This window comes from Streptomyces mauvecolor (assembly GCF_039532965.1).
Lineage (GTDB): Bacteria > Actinomycetota > Actinomycetes > Streptomycetales > Streptomycetaceae > Streptomyces > Streptomyces violascens.
Genome location: NZ_BAAASQ010000016.1, coordinates 142,021 through 168,858 on the forward strand (window position 1 = coordinate 142,021; position 26,838 = coordinate 168,858).

Consider the following 26,838-nt stretch of genomic DNA (forward strand, 5'->3'; position numbering starts at 1 on the left):
GACCCAACCCCCACCCCGAGCCCTCGGCCGTCACTTGCCACGGGTGGGGGTCCTGGCGGACACCGTCAGACGCCGGCCATCGCCCGGCCGCGCCGGTAGAGAAGGCCCCCGCCGAGGATGAGGGCGGCGGCCCCGCCCGCGGCGGCGAGCAGCGACTCGGCCCCGGTAGCGGCGAGCTGCGGGACGTGCGCCGCGGCCGGGGGAGCGAAGACCCGGGGTGCGGTGTGCCGCGCGGGCGGAACGTGGTGCATGGGCGGTGTGTGGTGCACGGGGGGCGCCTCGTGGACCGGCGGTACGTGATGCATCGGGGGCGTGTGGTGAACCGGCGGCGCCTTGTACACCGGCGGGGCCTCGTGAACCGGAGGCTCCAGATGCTTGGGCGGGCAGTGATGGCGCCGCGGCTTTTCGTGCGAGGCCGGCGGGGCGGGGGGTGCGTGGTGCACGGGAGGCGTCTTGTGGGCCGGAGGCGCCTGGCGCGCGGGCGGTACGTGATGGACCGGGGGCGCGTGGTGCACAGGCGGTGCTTCGTGGACCGGAGGCGCGTGGTGCACAGGCGGCGCCTCGTGGACCGGAGGCGCGTGATGCACAGGCGGCGCCTCGTGGACCGGAGGCGCGTGATGCACAGGCGGCGCCTCGTGGACCGGAGGCGCGTGATGCACAGGCGGCGCCTCGTGGACCGGAGGCGCGTGATGCACAGGCGGCGCCTCGTGGACCGGAGGCGCGTGATGCACAGGCGGCGCCTCGTGGACCGGAGGCGCGTGATGCACAGGCGGCGCCTCGTGGACCGGAGGCGCGTGATGCACAGGCGGCGCCTCGTGGACCGGAGGCGCGTGATGCACAGGCGGCGCCTCGTGGACCGGAGGCGCGTGATGCACAGGCGGCGCCTCGTGGACCGGAGGCGCGTGATGCACAGGCGGCGCCTCGTGGACCGGAGGCGCGTGATGCACAGGCGGCGCCTCGTGGACCGGAGGCGCGTGATGCACAGGCGGCGCCTGGTGGACTGGCGGTGCATGGTGCGCGGGCGGTGCATGGTGCGCGGGCGGCGCGTGATGGCTCGGCGGAGCATGGTGCACCGGGGGTGCATGGTGAACCGGCGGCGTGTGCGGGGCCGGCGGGGCATGACGCACCGGCGGGTTGTGATGTGCGGGCGGCGCCTGGTGCTTGGGTGGCGCCTGGTGCGCCGGCGGGGCAGGGTGTGCTTCAGGCCCGTGCGGGGCCGCACCCGGGCCGGTCTTGCAGTGGTTGCCCATCGCCGGGTTGAGCAGCCCCACGACATCCGCGGTAATTCCGCACACCTGCACCGGCACGTCGAGCGGTGCCGCCGCGGAGTTGCCCGACAGGACGCCCTGGGAGCCGCTCGCCACGGACCGCGCCTGACTGGCGGGGCCCCGGTGTTCCTCCGGCTCGTGCGTCTGAGCGGGCTCCTCCTGCTGGTACTGGGGGCCGTGCGCCTTCGCGTACTCCCTCTCGAACCAACGCTTGAACGCGGACCCGTACACGTCCTCGGCGCCGTGCCGAACAGCGTCGTCGGCCGCGTGGTCGGCCCGCTCCTCGGCAGCGTCGACGGCGCTCGACGAGCCCGGAGCGCAGTGGTTGCCGAAGGACGGGTTGAGCGCCCCGACCGGGTTCGCGGTGTTCCCGCACGCCTGGAGCGGGACGTCGGCCGGCGCCGAGATCGAGTTCCCCGACAGCAGGCCCGGCGAGCCCATGGTCTCGGCATTGGTGCCGGCGGCCTGGGCGTAACTTCCGCTCATCGAAAGGACGCTCGTGGCTGCCACGGCAGTGAACAGAGTCTTGCTGATGACCTGACGCAATGGGCTGTCTTCCGTGTCGCGGTGAGGTGGGGGGAAATCGACTTTGGGGCGTGCGACGGGCACGCCCCAAAATCTGAGTGAAGAGTTCCTGCGCTACATCACTTGTTGATGCAGACGTTGCCGAACGCCGGGTTCAGGGCGCCGATGACGCTGACGGTGTTGCCGCACAGGTTGACCGGCACGTGGACCGGAACCTGGAGCAGGTTGCCCGACAGGACACCCGGGCTGCCGACGGCGGCACCGTCGGCCTGCGCGTCGGCGAACGCCGGAGCGGCGGCACCACCCGCGGCGATGGCCAGACCGGCCATGGCCGTCGCGGCCTTCATGTAGTTCACGTGGTTTTCCTTCCCTCGGTCAAAAAGTCGCGCAACCAGTCGTTGCTCACGGCGCGTAGCCAGAGCTTTCGCCCAGGAGCCGCTGACGAACTGGTAACGATCGGTCCAGGCAAAGGAAACCGGACGGGAAGGCCCTGCCGAGTTCCTCACCCAAATGGCAGGAAGGGATGCTTTCCCTCTTCGGCCCTTTACCCGAAAGGCATTTGGCGCCCAAAAGAACTCGGGCCGGCCGCGGTCGGAGGGGACCGCGGCGGCCCGAGCCGGCGCGCAGGCGAATCGGCGCTGCTCAGCCCCTGCCGTTTCCGGACAGGACCGGGATCTCGTCCAGGATGTGCGAGAGCGGTTCGTCGCCCTTGACCTGCGCCGAGTTCTCCGTGCACTGCTGGTTCTGCGGCGCGGACAGGACCGGCACGTCCTGGAGTACGGAGACCGGGACGAAACCGACGACCGAGGCGAAGTTGGCCTTGACCGGAACGCCGAGACAGGGCTTGTTCAGCGAGCCCTGGACCAGCGACAGCTGGGGGCTCATGTCGCCGTCGGTCTTCGAGTTGCCGAAGACCTGCTGCGCGCCGTTCCCGCTGACGGTGGTGGTGCCGCCCTGGTCGCCGACGGCCATGGCCGGGGCCGCGAGGATGGCGGAGGCGCCGACCAGCGAAACGGCTGCGGCGGACACAGCCATGACCTTCTTGAGCATGGTCTTCCCTTTTCTTGTATGGAGAGCACACGCAGCACCGCGCTCATATCTACTGCGCCGTACTACTTCCTGGGTCAACTTCACGGCACTTGTTTGGTTCCGGCGCTTCACCCGAACGGTTCCCCGAGAGGCCTCAAGGAACCCGAACAAAAAGGCCGGGAAGACAACTCCCCCTACCGCATCGGATCTCCATATAATCCCAACCCGTAAAGGCGAACGGGACTCGGTCCATCTCATTTTCGTACGGCTGAAAGGGTGAAGAGCAGAAACCAATCCGCAGGGGTCCAGTTGGGCAGGTGGCTCTGTATGGGGCATCCACCAGAAAGGGCCCACCGTGATCAAGAAGGTTATGGCCGCGTCCGCTGCCACCGTTTCGCTGGTCGGCGCGTCCGCCATCCTTGCCGCCCCGGCCATGGCCGTCGGAGACCACGGCGGCACCACCACCGTCGGCGGCAACGAGGCGCTGCAGGCGTACGGGAACTCCTCCACGTACGGCAACATGAGCCCGCAGATCGGCCTGATCCAGGGTTCGTTCAACAAGCCCTGCATCGCCCTGCCGGCCAAGGCCAACCTCGCCTCGATCGTCGGTGTCGTCCCGGTCTCCGTACTCCAGGACGTGCCGGTCCTGTCCGCGCCGCAGAACCAGCAGTGCACGGAGAACTCGACGCAGGCCAAGGGCGACGAGCCGCTCTCGCACATCCTGGACCAGATCCCGATCCTCTCCGGAAACGGCAAGGGCTGAGCAGCACGAAGCCCCCGTTTCGCCAGGACGGCCGGACCGCTGCCAATCCCCTCGGCGGTCCGGCATCCTGCTTTCCACGGCCGGAGCACCGGCGAATTCCGGGGGTCCGGTCTTTTTGTTGTGCCCGGGACCGGGCGACGTAATGCAGGAAGGCCGTACTCAGGAAGGCCAGTAGAACCCGTTGACGAGCTGGTTCCATTCCCAGTCGGGGCGGCCGGGGACCGTACGCCCTTCGGTGACCCAGGAACGCACCAGAGCCGCATACATGGGTTCGGCCGCCGCCTCGCTCTCGAATTGACGACGAGTGATCGGAATGAAAGTCTGCCGGCGCCAGGCATCCTGCGTCTCAGTCATGGTTCCTCACCATCGGTCGTGATGACTGCGTATTACCGGTGCCTGCGTATTACCACGGCCGAGCGGGGTTGAATTCCACAATGCCCCGTTCGGGGGAACGGGCACATCCTAAAGAGATTCTTTCCGTTTCTGCCGACGGATCCCCGTCGGTGGAATCAGACCAACAGGAGTAGACATGCAGAAGTTGTGGTCGGCCGCAGCCGTCGCCGCAGTCGTGTCCGGTGTCGCGATGACGGCCGCGCCGCAGGCCATGGCCGTCGGCGACCACGGCGGCACGAAGACGCTCAGCGGCAACGGTGCGCAGCAGGCCTTCGGCAACTCGAAGACCGACGGTGACATGGCTCCGCAGATGACCCTGGTCCAGGGGTCCCTGAACAAGCCCTGCCTCGGCGTTCCGGTCAAGGCCAACTTCGCCTCGATCGTCGGTTTCGTGCCGGTCTCCGTACTCCAGGACGTGCCGGTCCTGTCCGCGCCGCAGAACCAGCAGTGCACGGAGAACTCGGCGCAGGTCAAGGGCGACGAACCGCTCTCACACATCCTGGACGAGATCCCGATCCGGTCCGGCAACGGCAGGGGCTGAGCAGCGCGGCCGACGGCCGGTCCCGGGTCACCCGGGCCGGCCGTTTCGTGTGCCCGGGGTCCGGTGCCTCAGGCCAGCACCTCGTCGAGGAGCACCGCCCACTGCGCCACGACCCGCTCCCGGCGGGCCTCGTCGTCGGTGAGCAGGTTGGCCAGGCCCAGGCCCCGCGCCATGTCGAGGAAGCCCTGCACCGTCTCCCGTACGCCCGGTACGGACTCGTCGGCGGCGAGCAGTTCCACCGCGATGCGGTGCGATTCGCGGCCCACCCTCGCCTCAAGGTCGGTGACCCGGGCGTGCAGCTGGGGCTCGTTGGACGCGGCGACCCACAGGTGCAGCGCGGCCCGGAACAACGGGCCCGTGTACAGGCCGACCAGTGCGGCCACGACCTCCCGCCGGTCCGTGCGGTCCAGGGCCCGCAGCGCGGAGGACCGCTGCTCGGCGACGTACTCGACGGCCGCCGTGAACAGATCCTCACGAGTCGGGAAGTGGTGCTGGGCGGCGCCCCGCGACACCCCGGCGCGCTCGGCGACCACCGATACGGTCGAGCCCGCCCAGCCGTGCTCGGCCAGGCACGCCACGGCGGCCTCCAGGAGCCGCTGCCGGGTGGCCCGGCTGCGGTCCTGCTTCGGGGTCTTCGGCGGGGTCGACTTCGGTGGGGTCGTCGTCGGTGGGGTCGTCGGTGTGGTCACAACACCCATGCTGGGTCCCGTCGTTCGAGGAAGGCCGTCACTCCCTCCCGCGCCTCGGCGGAGGCGAAGAGGGACGCCGAGCGGGCGGTCAGTTCCTTGGACCAGCGGTCGAAGGCCTCCGCCACGGTAGCCGTGACCAGAGCCTTCGACGCGGCCAGGCCCTGCGGCGAGGACCGGCGCAGCCCGTCGAGGACAGGCGCGAGCGCCTCGTCGACGTCGTCGGCGGCGAGCGTGACGAGACCGGTGCGGGCCGCCTCCGCCGCGTCGAACCGCTCGCCCGTCAGGTAGTAGCGGCTCGCGGCGCGCGGGTCCATGCGGGGCAGCACCGGCATGGAGATCACGGCCGGCGCGAGGCCGAGCCGCGCCTCGGTGAACGCGTACGAGGACCCGGGCCCGGCGACCGCGATGTCGCACGCCGCCAGCAGCCCGAGGCCGCCCGCGCGGACGTGTCCGGTGACGCGCGCCACGACCGGTTTGGGGAGTTCCACGACCGTACGCATCAGATGCACGAAGGCCGCCGGGTCCGGCGGGGCCTTCAGGTCGGCGCCCGCGCAGAACGTGCCGCCGGTGTGGGTGAGCAGCACGGCCCGTACATCCGCGTCCCCGGCGCACCGCGCCAGCGCCTCGCCGAGCTCGGCCACCAGGGGTGCCGACAGCGCGTTGCGGTTGGCGGGCGAGTCGAGGGCGAGGGTGGTGATGCCCCGCTCGTGGTCGGCCCGTATGAGTGTCACGTCCGGTCCTTCTCTCGTTGGCGCAGCTCGCGTCGCAGGATCTTGCCGGACGCGGCGCGGGGCACGCTCGCGACGAACTCCACGCGGCGGACCTTCTTGTACGGGGCGACGCGTTCGGCGACGTACGCCATCAGCTCGTCCGCGCAGAGGTCCGGCGCTCCGGGCTGGCGTACGACGAAGGCCTTGGGGACCTCGTTGCCGTCGGCGTCGTACACGCCGATCACGGCGGCGTCCGCGACGGCGGGGTGGGTGAGCAGCAGGGCTTCCAGGTCGGCCGGGGCGACCTGGAAGCCCTTGTACTTGATGAGCTCCTTGACCCGGTCGACGACGTACAGCCAGCCGTCGTCGTCGACGTGGCCGACGTCGCCGGTGTGCACCCAGCCGTCCGCGTCGATCATGTCGGCGGTGGCTTCGGGGCGGCCGAGGTAGCCCTTCATGACCTGCGGGCCGCGAACGGCGACCTCGCCCTCCTCACCGGGCCCGGCGTCGCGGGCCGGGTCGTCCAGGCGCAGGATGCGCATCTCGGTGGACGGCAGGAGCTTGCCGACGGCGCCGGGCGGCGGGTTCGGGGTGGCCAGCGGGACCGTGTGCGTGCCGGGCGACAGCTCGGTCATGCCGTACCCCTGGCGTACCGGCGGCAGCTTGAGCCGGGCCGAACAGGCGGCCGCCAGACGGGAGTCGAGCGGAGCGGCCGCGCTGACGATGTACTCCAGGGAGGAGAGGTCGTACCGGGCGACCGCCGGGTGCTTGGCCAGGGCGAGCACGATGGGCGGGGCGACGTACAGGCCCGTGATGCGGTGTTTCTCGATCGCGCCGAGGAACTGGTCGAGCTCGAAGCGCGGCAGCACGACGACGGTCGCGCCGGACCTCAGCGGCGCGTTCATGAGCGCGGTCATGCCGTAGATGTGGAAGAAGGGCAGCACGGCGAGGATGCGCTCGCCGGGCACCATCGGGACCAGCGGGTGCAGTTGGGCCAGGTTGGTGGCGATGTTGCGGTGGGTGAGCATGACGCCTTTGGGGACGCCTGTGGTGCCGGACGAGTACGGCAGTACGGCGATGTCCTCGGCGGGGTCGATCACGACATCGGGCTCGGGGGCGTCGCCGCTGGTCAGCAGATCGTGAAGGACCGAGCGGTGCCCCTCGGCCCGATCACAGACGAAGATCTCCTCGATGCACCCGACGAGTTCGGCGGCCCGGCGGGCGGTCTCCAGGAGCGGGGCCACGGTGACGATCCAGCGTGCGGAGGAGTCCGCGAGCTGCTTGGCGAACTCCTCGGCGGTACACAGCGGATGGACGGTGGTGACCGCCGCTCCGGCCCGGCTGGCCCCGTAGAAGACGACGGGGTAGAGCAGGGAGTTGGGACTGTGGAGAGCAACCACGTCCCCTTTGCGCACCCCGGAAGCAGCGAGCGCCCCGGCCACATTGCGGTGCCATACGTCGAGTTGGCCGTAGGTGAGGTTGGTGGCCCCACTGGGATCGGCGCCATCGATGAGGGCGACGGCATCGGGGTGAGTGGCAGTGGACCGAGCGAGAACGGCCTGGTGAATGGCCTCGTCGACGAGGGGAACGTCGGCGTACTCGCTGCGGAAGATCCGGGGGGAGTCCATGCGGGGCCTCCTGGTACGTCAGAGCGACCTGTCGGAGTCGGGTGCAGTACGTGCGGATTGGGGCGCGGGACGGTGACATTGTGCGGCCTCCGCCGCGTGGGTGGCACGCGAACAACGCCAACGCCGCCAAGGGCACGGGGAACTGCGCGACCAGCCGCCCACGACCCGTGACCGAAAGCGGATTCAAGGGGCGCGGGGAACTGCGCAAGCCCCCTTCGCCCCGCACCAAACCCACCCCCCGCGGCAGCGATCAGTACGACTTGGGCAACCCGAGCGACTGGTGGGACACATAGTTGAGGATCATCTCGCGGCTGACCGGCGCGATCCGGGCCACCCGAGCCGCGGTGATCAGCGAAGCAAGCCCGTACTCCCGGGTGAGCCCATTCCCGCCCAGGGTGTGAACAGCCTGGTCGACCGCCCGGACACACGCCTCCGCCGCCGCGTACTTGGCCATGTTCGCCGCCTCCCCCGCCCCGGCATCGTCCCCCGCGTCGTACAGCGCCGCAGCCTTCTGCATCATCAGGCGGGCGAGTTCGAGCTCGATGTGGGCCTGGGCCAGGGGGTGGGCGATGGCCTGGTGGCCGCCGATGGGGAGCTTCCACACCTGCCGGGCCGTGGCGTAGTCGACGGCCCGCGCGAGAGCGTAACGCCCCATGCCGATCGCGAACGCGGCCGTCATGATCCGCTCGGGGTTGAGCCCGGCGAACAGCTGGAGCAGCCCCGCGTCCTCGTCCCCGACCAGGGAGTCCGCAGGCAGGCGTACGTCGTCGAGGACGAGCTCGAACTGCTTCTCCGCCGCCTGGAGTTCCATGTCGATCTGCGAGCGCCGGAACCCGGGGGCGTCGCGCGGGACGATGAAGAGGCAGGGCTTGAGGCTGCCGGTGCGGGCGTCCTCGGTGCGGCCCACGATGAGGGTCGCGTCCGCTATGTCCACACCCGAGATGAACACCTTGCGGCCGGTGAGGACCCAGCCGTCGCCGTCCCGGCGGGCGGTGGTGGTGATGCGGTGCGAGTTGGACCCGGCGTCGGGCTCGGTGATGCCGAAGGCCATGGTGAGCGAGCCGTCGGCGAGGCCCGGCAGCCACTTCCGCTTTTGCGCGTCCGTGCCGAAGCGCGCGATGACCGTGCCGCAGATGGCGGGCGAGACCACCATCATCAGGAGCGGGCAGCCGGCCGAGCCCAACTCCTCCAGGACGATGGACAGTTCGGCCATGCCACCGCCTCCGCCTCCGTACTGCTCGGGCAGGTTCACGCCGAGGTAGCCGAGCTTGGCGGCCTCCGACCACAGGGCCGCGCGGTCGAACCCGCGTCCGTGCCGGGCGCCCAGTGCGGCGACCGCCGCGCGCAGGTCCTGGTTCTCTTGGCTCTCGATGACTCCGGTCATGCTGGTTCGGCCTCCTGAGCGATCACGGGACGACGGCGAGCGGTTCGAGGGACTACGGAACGACTACGGCGAGCAGGGCGCCGACCTCGACCTGGCCGCCGGGGGCAGCGTGGAGCGCGGCGAGCGTGCCGGAGGCGGGAGCGGTGATGCGGTGCTCCATCTTCATGGCCTCCAGCCAGAGCAGCGGCTGTCCGGCGGTGACGCGACAGCCTTCCTCGACCCCGTCGGCGACCCGCACGACGACCCCGGGCATGGGAGCGAGCAGCGAGCCGGGCGCGACGAGGTCGCCGGGATCGGTGAACCGGGGGTGCACGGTGAGGGCGTGGGCCCCGGATGCGGTGTCGACGTAGACAATGCCGCCGTCCCCGCCTCCGTACCGCGCGATGTCGAACTCCCTTAGCACGCCGTCGATTTCGAGCCGTACGCGATCGGGCGCGGCGGCGTCGAGACGCACCTCGGGGTACCCCTCGGCTTCGAGGCCGTGGCGGGTGAGCCGGTAGCGGACCTCGTGCTCGCCGTACCGCTTGACCTGCGGCTGCGAGGGTACGTTGCGCCAGCCGCCGCCGAACCGGCCGGCCCGGGAGGCGGCGTCCGCGAGGGCGGCGGCGAGGGCGGCGTGGCGACTGCCCGGAGCCGGGGTGGTGAGGTCGGGGAGGTTGCGGTCGTAGAAGCCGGTGTCGAGGCGGGCTTCGCCGAACTCGGGGTGCCGGAGGGAGCGGACGAGCAGGTCGCGGTTGGTGGCGGGGCCGTGGATGCGGGCGCGTTCGAGGGCGCGGGCCAGCTTGCGGGCGGCTTCGGCGCGGCTGGGGGCGTGGGCGACGGCCTTGGCGAGCATCGGGTCGTAGTGGACGCCGATGGTGTCACCGGCCGCGTACCCGGAGTCCAACCGGACGCCCTCGACGGCCAGTTGGTGGACGGTGCCGGTCTGCGGGGCCCAGTCGGCGGCCGGGTCCTCGGCGTAGAGGCGGGCCTCGATGGCGTGGCCCCGGGGGGCGGGCGGGGTCGGCGGGAGGGCTTCGCCTTCGGCGATTCGGAGCTGGAGGGCTACGAGGTCCACGCCGAACACGGCCTCGGTGACGGGGTGTTCGACCTGGAGGCGGGTGTTCATCTCCAAGAAGTGGGCCCGGCCCTCCGCGACCAGGAACTCGACGGTGCCGGCGCCCCGGTAGTCGGTGGCTTTCGCGGCCCGTACGGCGAGGGCGTGCAGCTCGTCGGTCAGCTCGGGGCCGAGGCCGGGCGCGGGGGCCTCCTCGATGACCTTCTGGTGGCGGCGCTGGAGGGAGCAGTCGCGGGTGCCGAGCACCCAGACCGTGCCGTGGGCATCGGCGAGGACCTGGACTTCGACGTGGCGCCCGCCCTCGATGTACGGCTCGACGAAGACGGTCCCGTCGCCGAAGGCGGCCAGAGCCTCAGCTTCGGCCGACATCAACTGACCATCGATATCTGTCAGTTGACGGACCACTCTCATTCCCCGTCCGCCGCCACCCGCCGAGGCCTTGATGAGGAGAGGGAGGTCGTCCTCGGTGACGCCGGCGAGGTCCAGGGGCGGCAGACCCATGAGTTCCTTGGCGCGAGTCTTGGACGCCATGGCCTCGATGGCCTCGGGGGGCGGGCCGATCCAGGTGAGCCCGGCGCCGGTGACGCTCCGCGCGAACTCGGCGTTCTCCGAAAGGAAGCCGTACCCGGGGTGCACGGCGTCGGCGCCCGCGGCGAGGGCGGCCTTCACGATGAGGTCACCGCGCAGATAGGTCTCGGCGGGCGAGGCCCCCGGCAGCCGTACGGCGGTGTCCGCCTCCCGTACGTGCAGGGCGCCCGCGTCGGCGTCCGAGAACACCGCGACTGTGGAAATGCCCAGCTCACGGCAGGTACGGAAGACCCGGCAGGCGATCTCGCCCCGGTTGGCGACAAGTACGGACCTGATCATGCCCCTCACCTTGTTCCCCCCGACGTCCCTGCTGTCCCTGCTGTCTCTGCTATCGCTCATGTCGCTCACATCCGGAAGACGCCGAAGCCGCCGCGGGCGCCTTCGATGGGGGCGGTGTGGATCGCCGACAGGCAGATTCCGAGGACGGTGCGGGTGTCGCGGGGGTCGATGACCCCGTCGTCGTACAGCCGCCCGGACAGGAACATCGGCAGCGACTCGGCCTCGATCTGCTGCTCCACCATGGCACGCAGCGCGGCGTCCGCCTCGTCGTCGTACGGCTGCCCCTTGGCCTGTGCGGAGGCCCGGGCCACGATCGACAGAACGCCGGCGAGCTGCTGCGGCCCCATGACGGCGGACTTGGCGCTCGGCCAGGCGAAGAGGAAGCGGGGGTCGTAGGCGCGCCCGCACATGCCGTAGTGCCCGGCGCCATAGGAGGCACCGATGAGCACGGACAGATGAGGAACTCTGGAATTCGACACCGCATTGATCATCATCGCGCCGTGCTTGATGATGCCGCCCTGCTCGTACTCCTTGCCGACCATGTAGCCGGTGGTGTTGTGGAGGAAGAGGAGCGGGATGTCGCGCTGGTTGGCGAGCTGGATGAACTGCGCGGCCTTCTGTGATTCGGCGGAGAAGAGGACGCCCTGGGCGTTGGCGAGGATGCCGATGGGGTAGCCGTGCAGCTCGGCCCACCCGGTGACGAGGCTGGGCCCGTAGAGCCCCTTGAACTCGTCGAATTCCGATCCGTCCACGATCCGGGCGATGACCTCGCGCGGGTCGAAGGGGGTCTTGAGGTCCTCGGGCACGATGCCGAGCAGCTCGTCCTCGTCGTACTTGGGCGGCTGGACGATCTCGGCCGGATCCGGGTGCGCCTTGCGGTGGTTGAGGCGGGCGACGATGCGGCGGGCCTGGCGTATCGCGTCGTGCTCGTCGACGGCGAAGTGGTCGGCGAGCCCGGAGGTACGGGCGTGCATCTCGGCCCCGCCGAGCGACTCGTCGTCGCTCTCCTCGCCGGTGGCCATCTTGACGAGGGGCGGCCCCCCGAGAAACACCTTGGACTGCTTGTTGATCACCACGGTGTGATCGGACATGCCGGGCACGTACGCGCCACCGGCCGTGGAGTTGCCGAAGACGACGGCGATGGTGGGGATGCCTGCCGCGGACAGCCGGGTGATGTCCCGGAAGATCGCCCCGCCCGGGATGAAGATCTCCTTCTGGGAGGGGAGATCCGCGCCGCCGGACTCGACGAGGCTGATGCAGGGGAGCCGGTTGGTGTACGCGATCTCGTTGGCGCGCAGGGCCTTCTTGAGCGTCCAGGGGTTGGAGGCGCCGCCGCGGACGGTGGGGTCGTTGGCGGTGATCATGCACTCGACGCCCTCGACGGTGCCGATGCCGGTGACCATCGAGGCGCCGACGGGGTAGTCGCTGCCCCATGCCGCGAGCGGCGACAGTTCGAGGAAGGGGGTGTCGGGGTCGAGCAGCAACTCGATGCGCTCGCGAGGCAGCAGCTTGCCGCGCCTGCGGTGCCGGTCGGTGTACTTGGCCCCGCCGCCGGCGATCGCCTTCGCGTGCTCGCGCTGGAGCTCGTCGAGCTTGCCCCGCATGGCTGCGGCGGCCTGACGGTGTTCGGGGGTGGTGGGGGTGAGGGCGGTGGGGAGGGGGGGCATGGGGGCTCCATGGGGGTGGGGGTCATGCGGAGGGTGGGTGCGCCTGCGGCTTGCGCGTGTGGGGGCTCAGCCCAGCAGATCCACCGGCACCGCCACCTCCCGGCTCCGCAACCACTCCCCCACTCCCTTCCCCTGGGGATCGAACCTCCCCTGCGAAGCGACCCCCTCTCCCAACAGCCCCTCGACCACGAAATTCAGCGCCCGAAGGTTCGGCAGCAGATGCCGGACAACGGTCAACTCACGTACTTCAGGAATCAGTTGACGAAAGTTGTCAACGGTCAGCGCATGCGCCAGCCACCGCCAAGCCGCATCCGACCGCACCCAAACCCCCACATTCACGTCCCCGCCCTTGTCCCCGCTTCGGGCCCCTGCCACCGACCCGAGCGGCACCCGCCGAGTCGGACCCGGAGGCGCGAAGGGCGGAAGGGGCGGCTCGGGGACCACCTCAAGGCGAGCGGTCGCGGCGCCCGGGTGGATCAACTCCCTTACGCCATCGGGAAGTACAGCCACATGCTCGACCGCCCCCGCGTCCACATACACCGCCGAGAACACCCCGTACGGCGCCCCCTTCCCCGGCGGAGCCGTGACGTGGAAACCGGGGTAGCTGCCGAGCGCCAGCTCGATCGCCGCGCCGCTCACCACCCGCCCCACCGCCTCGGGATCGGAGTCCCGCACGACAAGCCGCAGCAGCGCACTGGCGCACTCCTCGGTGGAAGCGTCCTCACGATCGGTACGAGACAGCTCCCAATTCACCACTGCTGGACGGGACTTGGCCCGCGCGAAGGCATCCTCGACCTGCTCCCGCACCAAGTCGGCCTTCGCCTCGACATCGAGCCCGGTCAGCACGAACACGACCTCGTTGCGCCAGCCCCCGATGCGGTTGATCCCCGCCTTGAGGGTCGGCGGCGGCGCCTCGCCCCGTACGCCGGTGATGCGCACCCGGTCGGGGCCGTCCTGGTCGAGCCGTACGGTGTCGAGCCGCGCGGTGACGTCGGGCCCGGCGTACCGCGCACCGGACGTCTCGTACAGGAGTTGCGCGGTGACCGTGCCGGTGTCGACGACTCCGCCGGTGCCGGGGTGCTTGGTGATGACGCTGCTGCCGTCGGCGTGGATCTCGGCGAGGGGGAAGCCGGGCCGGACGAGGTCGCGGCCCGCGAAGTCCGTGAAGAAGGAGTAGTTCCCGCCGGTGGCCTGGGTGCCGCACTCCAGGACGTGCCCGGCGACGACCGCGCCCGCGAGCGCGTCGTACTCCTCGGGCCCCCAGCCGAACCACCATGCGGCGGGCCCCGTGACCAGGGCCGCGTCGGTGACCCGCCCGGTGACGACGACGTCCGCCCCGCCGCGCAGACACGCCGCTATGCCACCGCCACCGAGATACGCGTTGGCCGTGAGCGCCCCGTCGGGCAGCGGCAGGGCATCGCCCTCGACGTGAGCGACGCGTACGGGAACGCCGACACGCTCGCTCAACTCCCTTACGGCACCGGCCAGTCCGGCGGGATTGAGCCCGCCCGCGTTGGCGACGATGCGCACCCCGCGTTCCTGCGCGATCCCGAGGCACTCCTCCAGCTGCCGCAGGAATGTCTTCGCGTACCCGAGCCGTGGGTCGCGGAGCCGGTCGCGGCCGAGGATGAGCAGGGTGAGTTCGGCGAGGTAGTCGCCGGTGAGGACGTCGAGGGGGCCGCCGGTCAGCATCTCCCGCATCGCGTCGAAGCGGTCGCCGTAGAACCCGGAGGCGTTGCCGATCCGCAGTATTCGCCCGCTGTCGCTCATGAGGCGTCCTTGGGCGGTCGGCCGGGGCCCGCCGGGCCGGCGAAGGCCTGGGCGATGTCGAGCCAGCGGTCGGCGTCGACGCCTTCCGCGCGTACGGCGGTGTCGGAGCGGTGCAGGCGCTGGGTGACAAGGAGGCAGAAGTCCAACGCGGGTCCGGTGACGCGTTGTTGGGCGTTCTCGGGCCCGTACGTCCACGTGCTCGCGCCGTCCGGCGCGGTGAGTTCGACCCGGAATTCATCATCCGGTGGCGTCAGCCCATGCACCGTAAAGGCGTAGTCACGGGCGCGGATGCCGATGCGGGCGACGTGGCGGAGCCGGTCGGTGGGCTTGCGGGTGCGGCCGAGGGCGTCGAAGACGTCCTGACCGTGGGCCCAGGTCTCCATGAGGCGGCCGGTGGCCATGGACGCGGTGGACATGGGCGGCCCGTACCAGGGGAAGCGTGCCCCAACCGGCGCGTCCCGCAGGGCTTGTTGGAGCTGTACGCGGCTGTCGCGCCACCACGCGAGCAGCTCGGCGGGCGGGAGCAGGGCCCCGGCCTCGGCCCCGTCGTCCACGAAGCGGTCCGGCGCCGCGACGGCCTTCTCGACCTCCAGCGCGAACGCCTCGGGGTCGGTGACGGCGAGCAGTGCGGCGGTGTCGGTCCAGGCGAGGTGGGCGACCTGGTGCGCGATGCTCCACCCGGGGGCGGCGGTGGGAGTGGCCCACTGGGCCGGGCTCAACTCCCCGATCAGAACGTCGAGTTCACCCCCTTCGTCGCGCAGGTCGTCGAGGACGGCGAGAACGGCGTCGGCAGGGCGGGCCGGTTCGGACACGGTGCGCTCCCCTCCGGGACAGCGGGTGTGCCCCGGAGCATGGCAGGCGGGCCAGAAACAAGCAAGCGTGCTTGCATTTATTTCCGGCCTTGTTTTTCCCCACCCCGCCCCTTCCCGATGTTCCCGAGGGCGCACTCAAAGGGGAGCCCCCCATTCATGCGTTACCGGGCGGCACAGGAGCGGTGCGACAGACCGCCGAGGGTGAGCCAGTGGGTACTTCGCACATGGGGCAAGAGGTCACAGTGGCGGCGGTAGCGCCTCGCACAGCTTCACGGCGGAGGTCGTGCGCAGCGCGCCAAGTTCGACGTACGCTCGCCCCGATCCCGTCACCAGGGCCCGAACTCGCACCACCTCCTCTTCAGGCACACCCGCACCCATGAGAGCGGCTCGCAACAGGTCCGCCACGTGGTCAGCCTCCGCAAGGGAGCTCTTGTACTGCTCCATGGAGATCAATGCCCTGCCCTTTCGGTGCACTCAAAGTGCCTGTACCGCACGGTGGTTGGCTCATCACCTGCACTCTGGAAGCGGCGCGCGGGCATCAGCGGCCTGAACCTCTCATCGCACTCCGAGCACCGGCTCTCGGCGGGTGGGTAGGTGCTGTACTCGTCCTTGATCTGCGCACTGGCGGACATGTTCACCGTCCTCTCACGTCTTGGTGTGGTGATCCTCCCGCTGGTCGCCAGGACGGAGGAACCTCGTACGTTTCCCACTCTGGGACGTCCCAGCAGGAGTAGAACGTCCCCGGTACGTCGATGAGTCGGGGGAAGGTCTGGCCATGTCGAATGAGCGCCTACGGGCAGTCATGGCGTCTGGAGGATGGACGCACGGGAGCTTGGCCGAGGCGGCGGGAGTCGATCCGAAATCCGTTGAACGATGGGTGAATCTCGGCCGAACGCCACGGCGGGCAACGGCGCTCAAGGCCGCCGAGACGCTAGGGGAAGACGTGCACGCCCTTTGGCCGTCGCTAAGGCAGGCACGTTCCGCGCGAGCCGTCGGCCCGGAGCTCGTGGCACTGTACGGCCAGCGGGCGGACTTGCCGGTGTCCATGTACGTGGATCTACTTGCGGCGGCACGGGAGCAGATCGACGTGTTGGTGTACGCCGCCGTGTTCCTTCACGAGGCTTACCCCCGACTGAACGACTTGCTCAGAGAGCGCGCAGCCGAAGGGTGCTCAGTGCGGATTGCCCTAGGCGACGCGGCCAGTACGAACGTTCAACAGCGCGGCCAGGAAGAGAGGTTCGGCCACGGCATCGAGAGCCGTTGCCGTCTGGCACTCATGCACTATCGGCCCTTGCTGGGGGTACCCGGCATTGAGCTGCGGACCCACGCAACTACGCTCTACAACAGCGTGTTCCGCGCTGACGACGAGGCGCTGGTCAACGCCCACGTATGGGGCGTGAACGCCTATGGCGCGCCCGTGTGGCATCTCCGGCGCAACGGTGGCGGGGGCATGTTCGACACCTACGCGGAGAGCTTCGACGCCGTATGGGGGACGGCCCGACCCGTGGAAGGGTGATCACATGGCACGGACCGAGTACTACGACGACCCGAACGCACCGGAGCCCAACAGCCTGGTCGTTGCCGCCTCCGCCGTCGTCACGGATGACCAGGGCCGCATCCTGCTCCAGCGGCGCCGGGACAACGGCTTGTGGGCGCTTCCCGGTGGGGCCATGGACATGGGGGACTCGCTGCCCGGTACGGCCGTCCGGGAGGTCAGGGAAGAGACGGGTCTGGACGTGGAGATCACGGGGTTGGTCGGCACGTACACGGACCCCCGGCACGTCATCGCGTACAGCGACGGCGAGGTGCGTCGGCAGTTCGCTGTCGTCTTCACGGCGCGCGTGGTCGGCGGGGAACTCGCCCTGTCGGACGAGTCGACAGAGCTGCGTTACGTCTCGCCCGCCGACCTCGACGCGCTGCCCATGCACCACACACAGCGGCTACGGCTGACGCACTACCTGGAGCACCGGGACCGGCCCCATCTCGGCTGAACCACCGGGGTTCGATGCGCTCGAACCCGGCGGGGTCCAGGGCGCACCCCCTGGGGATCGACTCCCTCCACCCCCAGTCGCTGGGGGGGGGACGGGCGGGCAAACGCCCCGGGGGCCAGGGCGGAGCCCCAGGGGGCCCTGCCCGACCACCCCGCACGCGCGGGCGCCCCCCGCCAAGGGAGCCACCCCGCTCAACCCGGGGCTAACCCGAGACCGCCCGGATCTGCGTCCGCACCGCCCCCATGCTCGCGCCGATCACCAGGGCGATGGCCAGCGCCTGGGGCCAGGACAGGGCCTGGCCCAGGATGAGGAAGCCCGCCGTCGCCGCGATCGCCGGCTCCAGGCTCATCAGGATCGCGAAGGTGGACGCGGGCAGGCGGCGCAGGGCCAGGAGTTCCAGGGTGTAGGGCAGCACCGAGGACAGGACGGCCACCGCCGCGCCCAGCGCCATGGTGGTGGGGACGAGAAGCTTCCCGCCCGCCTGCGCGATGCCGATCGGCAGGAACAGGACCGCCGCCACCGCCATGGCGAGGGCGAGCCCGTCGGCCTGCGGGAAGCGACGCCCCGTACGCGCGCTGAACAGGATGTACACCGCCCAGCACGCACCCGCCCCCAGCGCATACGCCACCCCCACCGCGTCCAGGCTGCCGAAGCCGCCCCCGCCGAGCAGGACGACACCCGCCAGGGCCAGCGCGGCCCACAGGACGTTCACCAGGCGGCGCGACGCGAACACCGACAGGGCCAGCGGGCCGAGCACCTCCAGGGTGACCGCGACGCCGAGCGGGATGCGGTCGACGGCCTGGTAGAACAGCCCGTTCATGCCGGCCATCGCCACCCCGAACGCGACCACCGTTCCCCAGTCCGCCCGCGAATGCCCCCGCAGCTTCGGCCGGCACACCAGCATCAGCACCAGGGCTGCGGCCACGAGCCGCAGCGTGACGACTCCGGCCGCCCCAGCCCTCGGCATCAGCGTCACCGCCACCGCGGCCCCGAACTGCACGGATATGCCGCCCGCCACCACCAGTGCGACCGGCCCGAACGCCGCCCGGCGCCCGCCCGGGCCCGTGCCCTTCAGCGCACCGGCAGCCTCCGGTACGGCGACGGCGGCCGCCGCGACCGGCTCCGCCGCACCCGCGCCCTTGACCGGATTCACCGGCGCTCCTCTCCCATCGGATCCTGCATCCCGGGCGGCAGCTCACAAGCCCGCCACCAGTCCACCAGAATGAACCAACTCATTCAGTATCTTGGACTTCGCCCGTCTGGCGCAACCGTCTTTCCGCGCTAAACGGAAGGACACACTCCATCCAATGTAAGCGGCGCCGAGCAGCCCTACCCCTCACCCTCCAGCCCGTCCGCGAGGACCTCCGCCAGGTGCCTCGCCCTGCGGCCCGCCAGCTGCGCCAATTGCGTACGGCAGGAATAGCCGTCGGCCAGGACTTCCGTGCCGGGCGGAGCGGAACGTACGGCGGGCAGCAGCCGGTCCTCCGCGCAGGCCACCGACACCTCCCAGTGGCCCCGCTCGAACCCGAAGTTCCCGGCGAGGCCGCAGCACCCGCCGCTGAGCTCGCCCGTCAGGCCGGCCTTCTCGCGCAGGCGGCGGTCGGCCGCGTCGCCCAGGACCGCATGCTGATGGCAGTGGGTCTGGCCGGCCACGGGGCGGTCGAGGCGCGGCGGAGCCCAGTCCGGCGCGCACTCCTCCAGGGCCTCGGCGAAGGTGCGTACCGCCGACGACAGCAGGGTCGCGCGCGGGTCGGCGGGGAGCAGTTCCGGCAGGTCCGTGCGCAGGGTGGCCGCGCAGCTCGGTTCGAGTACGACAACGGGACGGCGGCCCGCCTCGCCGAGGTACGGCTCCATCGCGTCCAGAGTGTGGGCGAGCACCACCTTCGCGCGGTCCAGCTGTCCCGTCGACACATAGGTGAGCCCGCAGCAGACCCGCCCCGCCGGGACCTCGGCCTCCACTCCCGCGTCCGACAGCACCCGCAGGGCCGCGCGCCCCACCTCCGGGGAAAGGTGGTTGGTGAACGTGTCCGGCCACAGCACGACCGCTGCGGCGGACGGCACCCGCCGCTTTCGCAGCTCGCCGACCAGCGTGCGCGGGGCCAGCGGCGGAATCGCCCGCTCCGGCGCGATCCCCGCGAGACGCTTGGCCAGGGCGGCCAGCGGCCGGACCCGGGCCGCCGCGTTCAGGGGGCGGGCCAGCGGCGCGGCCGCGCGCAGCCACTCGGGGAGCCGGCCCAGCGCGTAGTGGGAGGCCGGGCGGCGGCGCCCCTCGTAGTGGTGGTGCAGGAACTCCGCCTTGTACGTCGCCATGTCCACGCCCACCGGGCAGTCGCTCCGGCAGCCCTTGCAGGACAGGCACAGATCGAGCGCGTCCCGCACCTCCTCCGAGCGCCAGCCGTCCGTGACCACCTCGCCCGCCAGCATCTCGTGCAGCAGCCGCGCCCGGCCCCGCGTGGAGTGCTCCTCCTCACCGGTGGCCCGGAAGGACGGGCACATGACGTCACTCTCCGAACTCACCGTGTCCGTACGGCACTTGGCGACCCCGACGCATCTGCGTACCGCCGCCGCGAAGTCGCCGCCGTCGTGCGGATAGCCGAACTCCACGTCCACCGGACGCTTCGGCAGCACCCCGAAGCGCAGGTTCTCGTCGAGCCGCGCGGGCCGGGCGAGAATGCCGGGGTTCAGGATTCCGTACGGGTCCCACAGATCCTTGAACTCGCCGAACAGGCCCACCAGTTCATCCCCGTACATCTTCGGGAGCAGTTCCGCGCGGGCCTGTCCGTCGCCGTGCTCGCCGCTGAGCGAGCCGCCGTGCGCGACCACCAGGTCGGCCAGGTCCTCGGAGAACGTCCGGAAGCGCCCGATTCCGGCGGGTGTCAGCAGATCGAAGTCGATGCGGACGTGGATGCAGCCGTCCCCGAAGTGCCCGTACGGGGTGCCACGCAGCCCGTACGAGGAGAGGAGGGCTCTGAACTCCCGGAGATACGCTCCCAGTCGGGCGGGCGGGACCGCGCAGTCCTCCCAGCCCGGCCAGGCCTCGGTGCCGTCGGGCATACGGGTCGCGGTGCCCGCCGCGTCCTCGCGGATCCGCCACAGCGCGCGCATCCCGGCCGGGTCGCTCACCACGGTGGCCTCCAGGGCGTCGCCCGCACGTGCCAACTCCTGGGCGCGCGCACGCGCTTCGGCCTCCGTCGCCCCACCCGTCTCGACGAACAGCCATGCCCCGCCGCGCGGCAGCCCGACGTCGCCCCGTACCCGTACGAGATCGGCGGCCATGCCCTCGACGGTCAGCGGGCGGTACGGAAGCAGCCCGGGCGCCGCCTCGGCGGCCGCGCTCTCGTCCGGGTAGCCGAGGACGGCGAGCGCGCGGGCGGGCGGCGCCTCCACCAGGCGTACGGTGGCCTCGGTGACCACGCCGAGCGTGCCCTCGCTGCCGCAGAACGCCCGCACCGGATCGGCCCCCCGCTCGGGGAGCAGGGCGTCCATCGCGTAGCCGGAGATGCGGCGCGGAAGGTCCTGGGGATAGCCGGTACGGAGCGCTGACAGATGACGGATGACAAAATCGCGCAGTCCGACGGGCACCGTTGAGTTCTGCCATCCCTGTGACAGATGGTGAACATTGCCCTGGGCGCCTACGACTGTCAGATCACGGATGTTGTCGGCCGTCGTCCCCCACCGCACCGAATGCGCCCCGCACGCGTTGTTGCCGATCATCCCGCCGAGCGTGCACCGGCTGTGCGTCGAGGGATCGGGGCCGAAGGTGAGCCCGTACGGCGCGGCCGCGTTCCGCAGCGTGTCGAGCACAACCCCCGGCTGCACCACGGCGGTTCGGGCCGCCGCGTCCACCGAGACGAGCGAGCGCATGAAGCGGGTGAAGTCGAGCACGATGCCGGTGCCGGTGGCCTGGCCCGCGATCGAGGTTCCGCCGCCGCGGGGCACCACCGGCACCCCGTACGTCCGGCAGACCGTGAGCACCGCCGCCACGTCGTCGGCGTCGCGCGGCGCGACCACGCCCAGCGGCACCCGGCGGTAGTTCGAGGCGTCCATCGTCGTCAGGGCCCGGGCGGTGACACCGAGGTCCACCCGGCCGCGCACCACCCGCGACAGTTCCCGCTCCATGTCACGGGCCAGGCTCCGGTCCACGTCATGGGCCGCGTCGCGGGCCGGGCCGGAGCCCTGCCCTCGTTCCGGTTCCCGGTTCTGCTCCTGCCCCTGCTCGCGCTTCCGTCCGTGGGCCTTCGCACCATCTGCCATGGGCCCAGGATGCCCGGCGGCGCTCCCGTACGGGCCCAGCGCCACACAGGCCACGCCGTGGCTGTCCCGTGTCCGTCCCGTGTCCGGAAACAGACCAAGATGAGCCGAATGTGGCCGGTCAACGACCTTGCTGAGCGGGAATCTTCACCAAGAACTATCCAAATCGATCACCAACTCTCCTATAGTTGCCCCTCGTTCCCCGAGGAACAGGAACACCACCTTCCACACCGGCCCCCACCCCCGCTTGCCCCTCGACCGCCATAAGCGCTGTAAGGCATTGATCGATGACGGCGTCGCCCTCCCTCACCCGCCCCTCCGCGCTGGCCCTGCTGATCACCGCGGTGGTCACCGGCGCGTTCTGCACGGTGGCGGTGGTCGCGGCCGCGCCCGGCACCCGTGCCGTAGTCGGCTGGAGCCTCGGCGCCGCGGCGGCCCTGCTCAGCGCCGGTGCGTACGCCGTGACCCACAACGTGCTGCGCAACCGTGTGCTGCGTTCCCGGCTCGCCTCGCTCAACGGCCAGATCAGCGCCCAGGAGGCCAACGCCGCCCGGCGCAGCGCCGACGCGGTACGCCTCGACGCGGCTCAGGCCGCCGAGCGCAAGGCCCTGGTCGCCGCCCACACCGCCGAGCTCCGCCGCGCCGAGTCGGCGCGTGCCGCCGCGCTCGCCGCCACCGCCAACGCGGCCGGCCGCATGCAGGCACTGGCCACCGGCATGCTCGCCGACCTGCGCGACATGGAGCACCGGCACGCCGACGAGGAAGTGCTCGGCGACCTCCTCCACCTCGACCACCGCACGGCACAGGCGGGCCGCCTCGCGGACTCCATCGCCGTACTGACCGGTGCGCGTTCGGGCCGCCGCTGGGCCAGGCCCATCGTCATGGAGTCCATCCTGCGCGGCGCGATGGGCCGCATCGGCGGCTACCAGCGCGTTCGTCTGCACTCGACCAGCGACGCGGCCGTCGCCGGGCACGCCGCCGAGGGCGTCATGCACGCGCTCGCCGAACTCCTCGACAACGCGGCCAACTTCTCGCCGCCGACCGCCGAGGTCCATGTGTATGTGGAGGAAGTGCCGGCCGGGGTGATCATCACGGTCGAGGACAGCGGTCTGGTCATGAGCGAGGTGCAGCTGCGCCGGGCCGAACAGGCCGTTTCCGGCCGGTCGTTGGACCTGGCCGGGCTCTCCGGCACCCGGCTCGGCCTCGCGGTCGTCGGCCGCCTCGCCCGCAAGCACGGCCTCACGGTGTCGTTCCGGCCCTCCGCGCGCGGCGGCACCGGCGCGCTGATGCTGCTCCCGCACGAGCTGATCACCCACGTCACTCCGGCCCCGGCCGCGCCCGCCATCGACGTACCGCGGGAACCCAGGACGCCGAAGGCGCGGGAGGCGGACGCCGAGCCGGAGGCCACCCACGAGCCGGCCGCCGAGCCGGAGGCCGCCGTCGAGCCCGTCGCCGTCACCAGCGCCGAAACCAGCGGCGAATTCCCGCAGTTCGGTGAGAGCGGGCTGCCCAGGCGCAAGCGCGGGCGGGCGCTCGCCGCGGCGCACCCCGAGGGCCCCGACGCCCCGGCGGCCCCGGCCCGCGCCTCGACCGCGGCATCGGACGCGGCCGCCCGCTTCAGCAGCTTCCGCCAGGCCGTACGCGCGAACTCCCCCACCCCGGAAGGCAACACCGAATGACCGGCACCACCACCGACGAGAAGCTCAACTGGCTCCTGGAGAACCTCCTGGAGCGCACCCCCGGCGCCCGGCACGCCCTCGTCCTGTCCCGCGACGGCCTCAAGCTGTGCCGTACGCCGGAGCTCTCCGTCGACCAGGCCGACCAGCTGGCCGCGATCGCCGCGGGCATCCAGAGCCTGTCGCACGGGGCGTCGATGGAGTTCGGCGACGGAAGCGGCGGAGTGCGTTCCGCGATGGCCGAGTTCTACGGCGGGATCCTCTTCATCGTCGAGGCCGGCGAGGGCGCGCACCTCGCGGTGGTCGCCGCCGAGGACGCGGACGCGGGGCTCGTCGGCCACAACATGTCCGAGCTGGTGGAGCAGCTCGGCGAATACCTGAGCGCCGAGCCGCGGGCATGAGCAGGCCGGGCCGGGACGACTCGCCGGACCGGCTCTACACCCTCACCGGCGGCCGCAGCCGCTCCGGTTCGGACGCCTTCGACCTGGTCACGCTGGTGGTCACCGAGTCGGACCCGGTGCCCGGCATGCAGTCCGAGCACGTGGCGATCCTGCGCATGTGCCGCTTCCCGACGGCGGTCGTGGAGATCGCGGCCGAGCTCGGCCTGCCCGTCACGGTGGTCCGCATCCTGCTCGCCGACCTGCACGACACGGGCCGCATCAGCGCCCGCCACCCCCGCTCGGCCCATCGCCTTCCCGACCCCGACATCCTGGAGCAGGTGCTCGTTGGCCTCCGAAACCTCTGAACGGCCCGCACGGCCCGCGCTGGCGGGGACCGCGGACAACGGCCTGAAAATCGTCGTCGTCGGTGGTTTCGGCGTCGGAAAGACGACCATGGTGCGCTCGGTCAGCGAGATACGTCCGCTGAACACCGAGGAGACCATGACCAAGGCGGGCGAGGCCGTGGACGACCTCGACGGGGTGCGTACGAAGACGGCCACCACGGTCGCCTTCGACTTCGGCCGCATCACCCTGGACGCGCACAACGTCCTGTACCTGTTCGGCGCGCCCGGCCAGGAGCGGTTCTGGTTCCTGTGGGACCGGCTGTTCGCGGGCACGCTCGGGGCGGTCGTCCTCGTCGACACCCGGCGCCTGGCCGACTCCTGGTACGCCATCGACCGTCTGGAGCACCACGGCACGCCGTTCGTGGTGGCGTGCAACGACTTCGGCGGGCCGCCGCACACCGAGGCCCAGGTCCGCGAGGCCCTCGACCTGCCGCCCGAAGTGCCGCTGATCCGCTGCGACGCCCGCTCCCGCGCGTCCAGCAAGACCGTCCTGATCACCCTCGTAGAACATCTCGCACGCCTGCAGAAGGCACCGGAGCCCACACCGTGACGAGCCACACCCCCGCCCCCGTCCCGCTGAGCGGCCCCCGGTTCCAGACCGAGCCGAACGAGCTGTACCGCGACCTGCGGCGCGACCACGGCGCGGTGGCGCCCGTCGTCCTGGACGGCGACGTGCCGGCCTGGCTGGTGCTCGGCTATCGCGAACTGCACCAGGTCACCAGCGACCCGGTGCTGTTCTCGCGCGACTCCGACCTGTGGAGCCAGTGGGACCGCATCCCCGCCGACTGGCCGCTGCTTCCCATGATCGGCCGCAAGCAGCCGTCGATCCTCTACACCGTCGGCGAGCGCCACCGCGAACGGGCCGCGATGGTCTCGGGCGCCCTGGAGGCCGTCGACCCGTTCGAACTGCGCAGCCACGCCGAGCGGTTCGCGGACGAGCTGATCGACGCGCTGTGCGGCGCGGGCAGCTGCGACATCGTCGGCCAGTACGCGATGCTCCTGCCGGTACGCGTCCTGGCCCGGCTCTACGGGTTCGCCGACGAGCAGGGCCCGGGCCTGGTCACCGCGATGAACGACATGATCAACGGCCGGGAGGGCGCCCTGGAGGGCCAGCGCCATCTGGCCGAGTCGATGTACGCGCTGCTCACCTCCAAGCAGGTCGAGCCCGGCGAGGACGTGGCATCCCGGATGCTGGCCAACCCGTACGGCTTCTCCGTCGAGGAGGTCGGCCAGGACCTGATGGTGATGATGGCCGCCGGGCACCAGCCCACCGCCGACTGGATCGGCAACTCGCTGCGCCTGATGCTGACCGACGACCGGTTCGCGGCCTCGCTCGCGGGCGGTCGGCACAGCGTCGGCGAGGCCATGAACGAGGTGCTCTGGGAGGACACGCCCACCCAGAACGTGGCGGGCCGCTGGGCCGCCCGCGACACCCACCTCGGCGGGCAGCACATCCGCGCCGGCGACCTGCTCCTGCTCGGCCTGGCCGCGGCCAACGGCGACCCTCAGGTACGCACCGACGCGGGCGCGCTGACCGGCGGCAACAGCGCGTTCTTCTCGTTCGGGCACGGCGAGCACCGCTGCCCGTTTCCCGCGCAGGAGGTCGCCGAGGTCATCGCGCGGACCGGCATCGAGGTGCTGCTCGACCGGCTGCCGGACGTCGATCTCGCCGCGCCCGCCGGGCAGTTGACCCGCCGCCCGTCCCCGTGGCTGCGGGGTCTGACCGAGCTTCCCGTGACGTTCACTCCCACTCCCGCCCTTGGAGCAGCCCGATGAGCAGCCCGACGAAGTGCCCCGTGGACCACGGCGGCGCGATCACCCTGGACCCGTTCGTCAGCGACCTCGACGCCGAGAGCGCGGCGCTGCGCGCGGCCGGTCCGCTGGTACGGGTCGTGCTGCCGGGCGGGGTGGCCTGCTACGCGGTGACGCACCACGCGGAGGCCCGCCGGCTCCTGACCGACTCGCGCCTGGTCAAGGACATCGACGTGTGGGGCGCCTGGCAGCGCGGCGAGATCCCGCCGGACTGGCCGCTGATCGGGCTGGCCAACCCGGGCCGCTCGATGCTGACGGTGGACGGCGACGAGCACCGCCGCCTGCGCACCCTGGTCGCCCAGGCGCTGACCGTACGGCGTGTGGAGCGGCTGCGCGGGGGCATCGAGGCGCTGACGACGTCCATGCTGGACCGCCTCGCGGCGCTCCCGGCAGGCGACGTGGTGGACTTGAAGGCGGAGTTCGCCTACCCCCTGCCGATGAACGTGATCAGCGAGCTGATGGGCGTGGACGCGGCTGACCATCCGCGCCTGAAGGCCCTCTTCGAGAAGTTCTTCTCCACGCAGACGCCTCCCGAGGAGGTGCCGCAGATGATGGCGGACCTCGGCGAGCTGTTCGGACGGATCGTCGAGTCCAAGCGGCAGGCGCCGGGCGACGACCTGACGAGCGCGCTGATCGCCGCCTCCGAGGACGGCGATCACCTCACGACGGAGGAGATCACCAACACCCTCCAGCTGATGGTGGCGGCGGGCCACGAGACCACGATCAGCCTCATCGTGAACGCGGTGGTGGCTCTGGAGACGCATCCCTCGCAGCGCAAGCTGGTGCTCGACGGTGCGGTGCCGTGGGAGAACGTGATCGAGGAGACGCTGCGCTGGTCGACGCCGACCTCGCACGTCCTGTTCCGCTTCGCGACGGAGGATGTGGTGGTGGGTGACCGTGTCCTGCCGGCGGGGGAGGCGCTGATCGTCTCCTTCGGGGCGATAGGCCGCGACGAGGCGCAGCACGGCGCGACGGCCGGCGACTTCGACGTGACCCGCACCCCGGCCCCGGCGCGGCACCTCTCCTTCGGCCACGGCCCGCACGTCTGCCCGGGCGCGGCCCTGTCCCGCCTGGAGGCGGGCGTGGCCCTCCCGGCCCTGTACGCCCGCTTCCCTTCCCTGACCTTGGCGGTCCCCCGGGCCGAGCTCCGCAACAAGCCGATAGTGACCCAGAACGACCTGTTCGACCTGCCGGTACGCCTGACCTAGGCCGACCCGCTCG

General features: G+C 71.3%; 24 protein-coding genes and 1 pseudogene. 10 read left to right on the top strand and 15 right to left on the bottom strand.

Annotated features, from left to right (window positions below; all coding sequences use genetic code 11):
* Positions 1-65 precede the first annotated feature (65 nt).
* The 4 genes and pseudogenes from ABD346_RS21945 to ABD346_RS21965 form a co-directional block, all read right to left on the bottom strand.
* On the bottom strand, positions 66-251 hold the full coding sequence (locus ABD346_RS21945) for an LPXTG cell wall anchor domain-containing protein (RefSeq protein WP_344377186.1): 186 nt from the start codon (positions 249-251) through the stop codon (positions 66-68).
* 993 nt (positions 252-1,244) lie between these two features.
* A pseudogene (locus ABD346_RS38640) lies at positions 1,245-1,754 on the bottom strand (chaplin); the annotation flags it as partial.
* A 158-nt stretch (positions 1,755-1,912) separates the two neighbouring features.
* Positions 1,913-2,140 carry a chaplin gene (locus tag ABD346_RS21960; RefSeq protein WP_344377164.1) on the bottom strand — a complete coding sequence of 76 codons (228 nt, stop codon included), beginning with the start codon at positions 2,138-2,140 and terminating at the stop codon, positions 1,913-1,915.
* Between the two features lie 295 nt (positions 2,141-2,435).
* Positions 2,436-2,843, bottom strand: coding sequence for a rodlin (locus tag ABD346_RS21965; RefSeq protein ID WP_344377006.1), 408 nt, complete (start codon positions 2,841-2,843; stop codon positions 2,436-2,438).
* Positions 2,844-3,177: 334 nt separating this feature from the next.
* Here ABD346_RS21965 and ABD346_RS21970 point away from each other — a divergent pair, with 334 nt between their 5' ends.
* A complete protein-coding gene (locus ABD346_RS21970) occupies positions 3,178-3,585 on the top strand; it encodes a rodlin (RefSeq protein WP_344377007.1) in 408 nt (135 codons plus the stop codon).
* Between the two features lie 159 nt (positions 3,586-3,744).
* On the opposite strand, the gene ABD346_RS21975 is transcribed toward ABD346_RS21970, so the two are convergent.
* A complete protein-coding gene (locus tag ABD346_RS21975; protein ID WP_344377008.1) occupies positions 3,745-3,939 on the bottom strand; it encodes a hypothetical protein in 195 nt (64 codons plus the stop codon).
* Positions 3,940-4,114: 175 nt separating this feature from the next.
* Here ABD346_RS21975 and ABD346_RS21980 point away from each other — a divergent pair, with 175 nt between their 5' ends.
* Positions 4,115-4,519, top strand: coding sequence for a rodlin (locus ABD346_RS21980; protein ID WP_344377009.1), 405 nt, complete (start codon positions 4,115-4,117; stop codon positions 4,517-4,519).
* 68 nt (positions 4,520-4,587) lie between these two features.
* Here the strand turns inward: ABD346_RS21980 and ABD346_RS21985 are convergent, their stop codons facing one another.
* The 8 genes from ABD346_RS21985 to ABD346_RS22020 form a co-directional block, all read right to left on the bottom strand.
* The gene (locus tag ABD346_RS21985) at positions 4,588-5,217 is read right to left on the bottom strand and encodes a TetR/AcrR family transcriptional regulator (RefSeq protein WP_344377010.1); all 630 of its coding nucleotides are present in this window, start codon (positions 5,215-5,217) and stop codon (positions 4,588-4,590) included.
* Positions 5,205-5,939 carry an enoyl-CoA hydratase family protein gene (locus ABD346_RS21990; RefSeq protein WP_344377011.1) on the bottom strand — a complete coding sequence of 245 codons (735 nt, stop codon included), beginning with the start codon at positions 5,937-5,939 and terminating at the stop codon, positions 5,205-5,207. Before ABD346_RS21990 ends, ABD346_RS21985 begins: the two co-directional genes overlap by 13 nt.
* On the bottom strand, positions 5,936-7,546 hold the full coding sequence (locus ABD346_RS21995; RefSeq protein WP_344377012.1) for a 4-coumarate--CoA ligase family protein: 1,611 nt from the start codon (positions 7,544-7,546) through the stop codon (positions 5,936-5,938). Before ABD346_RS21995 ends, ABD346_RS21990 begins: the two co-directional genes overlap by 4 nt.
* A gap of 250 nt (positions 7,547-7,796) precedes the next feature.
* Positions 7,797-8,930: an acyl-CoA dehydrogenase family protein gene (locus ABD346_RS22000; protein WP_344377013.1), complete on the bottom strand. Its 1,134-nt coding sequence runs from the start codon at positions 8,928-8,930 to the stop codon at positions 7,797-7,799.
* 52 nt (positions 8,931-8,982) lie between these two features.
* Entirely contained in the window at positions 8,983-10,854 is a 1,872-nt protein-coding gene (locus ABD346_RS22005) for an ATP-binding protein (RefSeq protein WP_344377014.1), read from the bottom strand.
* A gap of 65 nt (positions 10,855-10,919) precedes the next feature.
* On the bottom strand, positions 10,920-12,521 hold the full coding sequence (locus tag ABD346_RS22010; protein ID WP_344377015.1) for an acyl-CoA carboxylase subunit beta: 1,602 nt from the start codon (positions 12,519-12,521) through the stop codon (positions 10,920-10,922).
* Between the two features lie 66 nt (positions 12,522-12,587).
* Entirely contained in the window at positions 12,588-14,291 is a 1,704-nt protein-coding gene (locus tag ABD346_RS22015; RefSeq protein ID WP_344377016.1) for an acyclic terpene utilization AtuA family protein, read from the bottom strand.
* Positions 14,288-15,103, bottom strand: a complete 816-nt coding sequence (locus ABD346_RS22020) for a TIGR03084 family metal-binding protein (protein ID WP_344377018.1) — start codon at positions 15,101-15,103, stop codon at positions 14,288-14,290. Before ABD346_RS22020 ends, ABD346_RS22015 begins: the two co-directional genes overlap by 4 nt.
* A 775-nt stretch (positions 15,104-15,878) precedes the next feature.
* On the opposite strand from ABD346_RS22020, the gene ABD346_RS22025 reads away from it, so the two are divergent.
* Positions 15,879-16,619: an XRE family transcriptional regulator gene (locus ABD346_RS22025; RefSeq protein ID WP_344377019.1), complete on the top strand. Its 741-nt coding sequence runs from the start codon at positions 15,879-15,881 to the stop codon at positions 16,617-16,619.
* Between the two features lie 4 nt (positions 16,620-16,623).
* Positions 16,624-17,094, top strand: coding sequence for an NUDIX domain-containing protein (locus ABD346_RS22030; protein ID WP_344377020.1), 471 nt, complete (start codon positions 16,624-16,626; stop codon positions 17,092-17,094).
* A gap of 202 nt (positions 17,095-17,296) precedes the next feature.
* Here the strand turns inward: ABD346_RS22030 and ABD346_RS22035 are convergent, their stop codons facing one another.
* Positions 17,297-18,247 (bottom strand): EamA family transporter, encoded by a 951-nt coding sequence (locus tag ABD346_RS22035; RefSeq protein WP_344377022.1) that lies wholly within the window; start codon positions 18,245-18,247, stop codon positions 17,297-17,299.
* Positions 18,248-18,423: 176 nt separating this feature from the next.
* Positions 18,424-21,213 carry an FAD-binding and (Fe-S)-binding domain-containing protein gene (locus ABD346_RS22040; RefSeq protein ID WP_344377165.1) on the bottom strand — a complete coding sequence of 930 codons (2,790 nt, stop codon included), beginning with the start codon at positions 21,211-21,213 and terminating at the stop codon, positions 18,424-18,426.
* A 419-nt stretch (positions 21,214-21,632) separates the two neighbouring features.
* Between ABD346_RS22040 and ABD346_RS22045 the strand changes: the two genes are divergently transcribed.
* The 6 genes from ABD346_RS22045 to ABD346_RS22070 are packed head-to-tail and all read left to right on the top strand — an operon-like array spanning position 21,633 to position 26,825.
* Positions 21,633-23,024 carry a sensor histidine kinase gene (locus ABD346_RS22045; RefSeq protein WP_344377023.1) on the top strand — a complete coding sequence of 464 codons (1,392 nt, stop codon included), beginning with the start codon at positions 21,633-21,635 and terminating at the stop codon, positions 23,022-23,024.
* Positions 23,021-23,422, top strand: a complete 402-nt coding sequence (locus tag ABD346_RS22050; RefSeq protein WP_344377024.1) for a roadblock/LC7 domain-containing protein — start codon at positions 23,021-23,023, stop codon at positions 23,420-23,422. The genes ABD346_RS22045 and ABD346_RS22050 overlap by 4 nt, the downstream gene beginning before the upstream one ends.
* On the top strand, positions 23,419-23,766 hold the full coding sequence (locus tag ABD346_RS22055) for a DUF742 domain-containing protein (RefSeq protein ID WP_053730805.1): 348 nt from the start codon (positions 23,419-23,421) through the stop codon (positions 23,764-23,766). The genes ABD346_RS22050 and ABD346_RS22055 overlap by 4 nt, the downstream gene beginning before the upstream one ends.
* Positions 23,747-24,355 (top strand): GTP-binding protein, encoded by a 609-nt coding sequence (locus tag ABD346_RS22060; protein ID WP_344377025.1) that lies wholly within the window; start codon positions 23,747-23,749, stop codon positions 24,353-24,355. Before ABD346_RS22055 ends, ABD346_RS22060 begins: the two co-directional genes overlap by 20 nt.
* Complete coding sequence (locus ABD346_RS22065) at positions 24,352-25,581, top strand: cytochrome P450 (protein WP_344377026.1); 1,230 nt, start codon at positions 24,352-24,354, stop codon at positions 25,579-25,581. The genes ABD346_RS22060 and ABD346_RS22065 overlap by 4 nt, the downstream gene beginning before the upstream one ends.
* Complete coding sequence (locus ABD346_RS22070; protein WP_344377027.1) at positions 25,578-26,825, top strand: cytochrome P450 family protein; 1,248 nt, start codon at positions 25,578-25,580, stop codon at positions 26,823-26,825. The genes ABD346_RS22065 and ABD346_RS22070 overlap by 4 nt, the downstream gene beginning before the upstream one ends.
* The last annotated feature ends 13 nt before the right edge of the window (positions 26,826-26,838 follow it).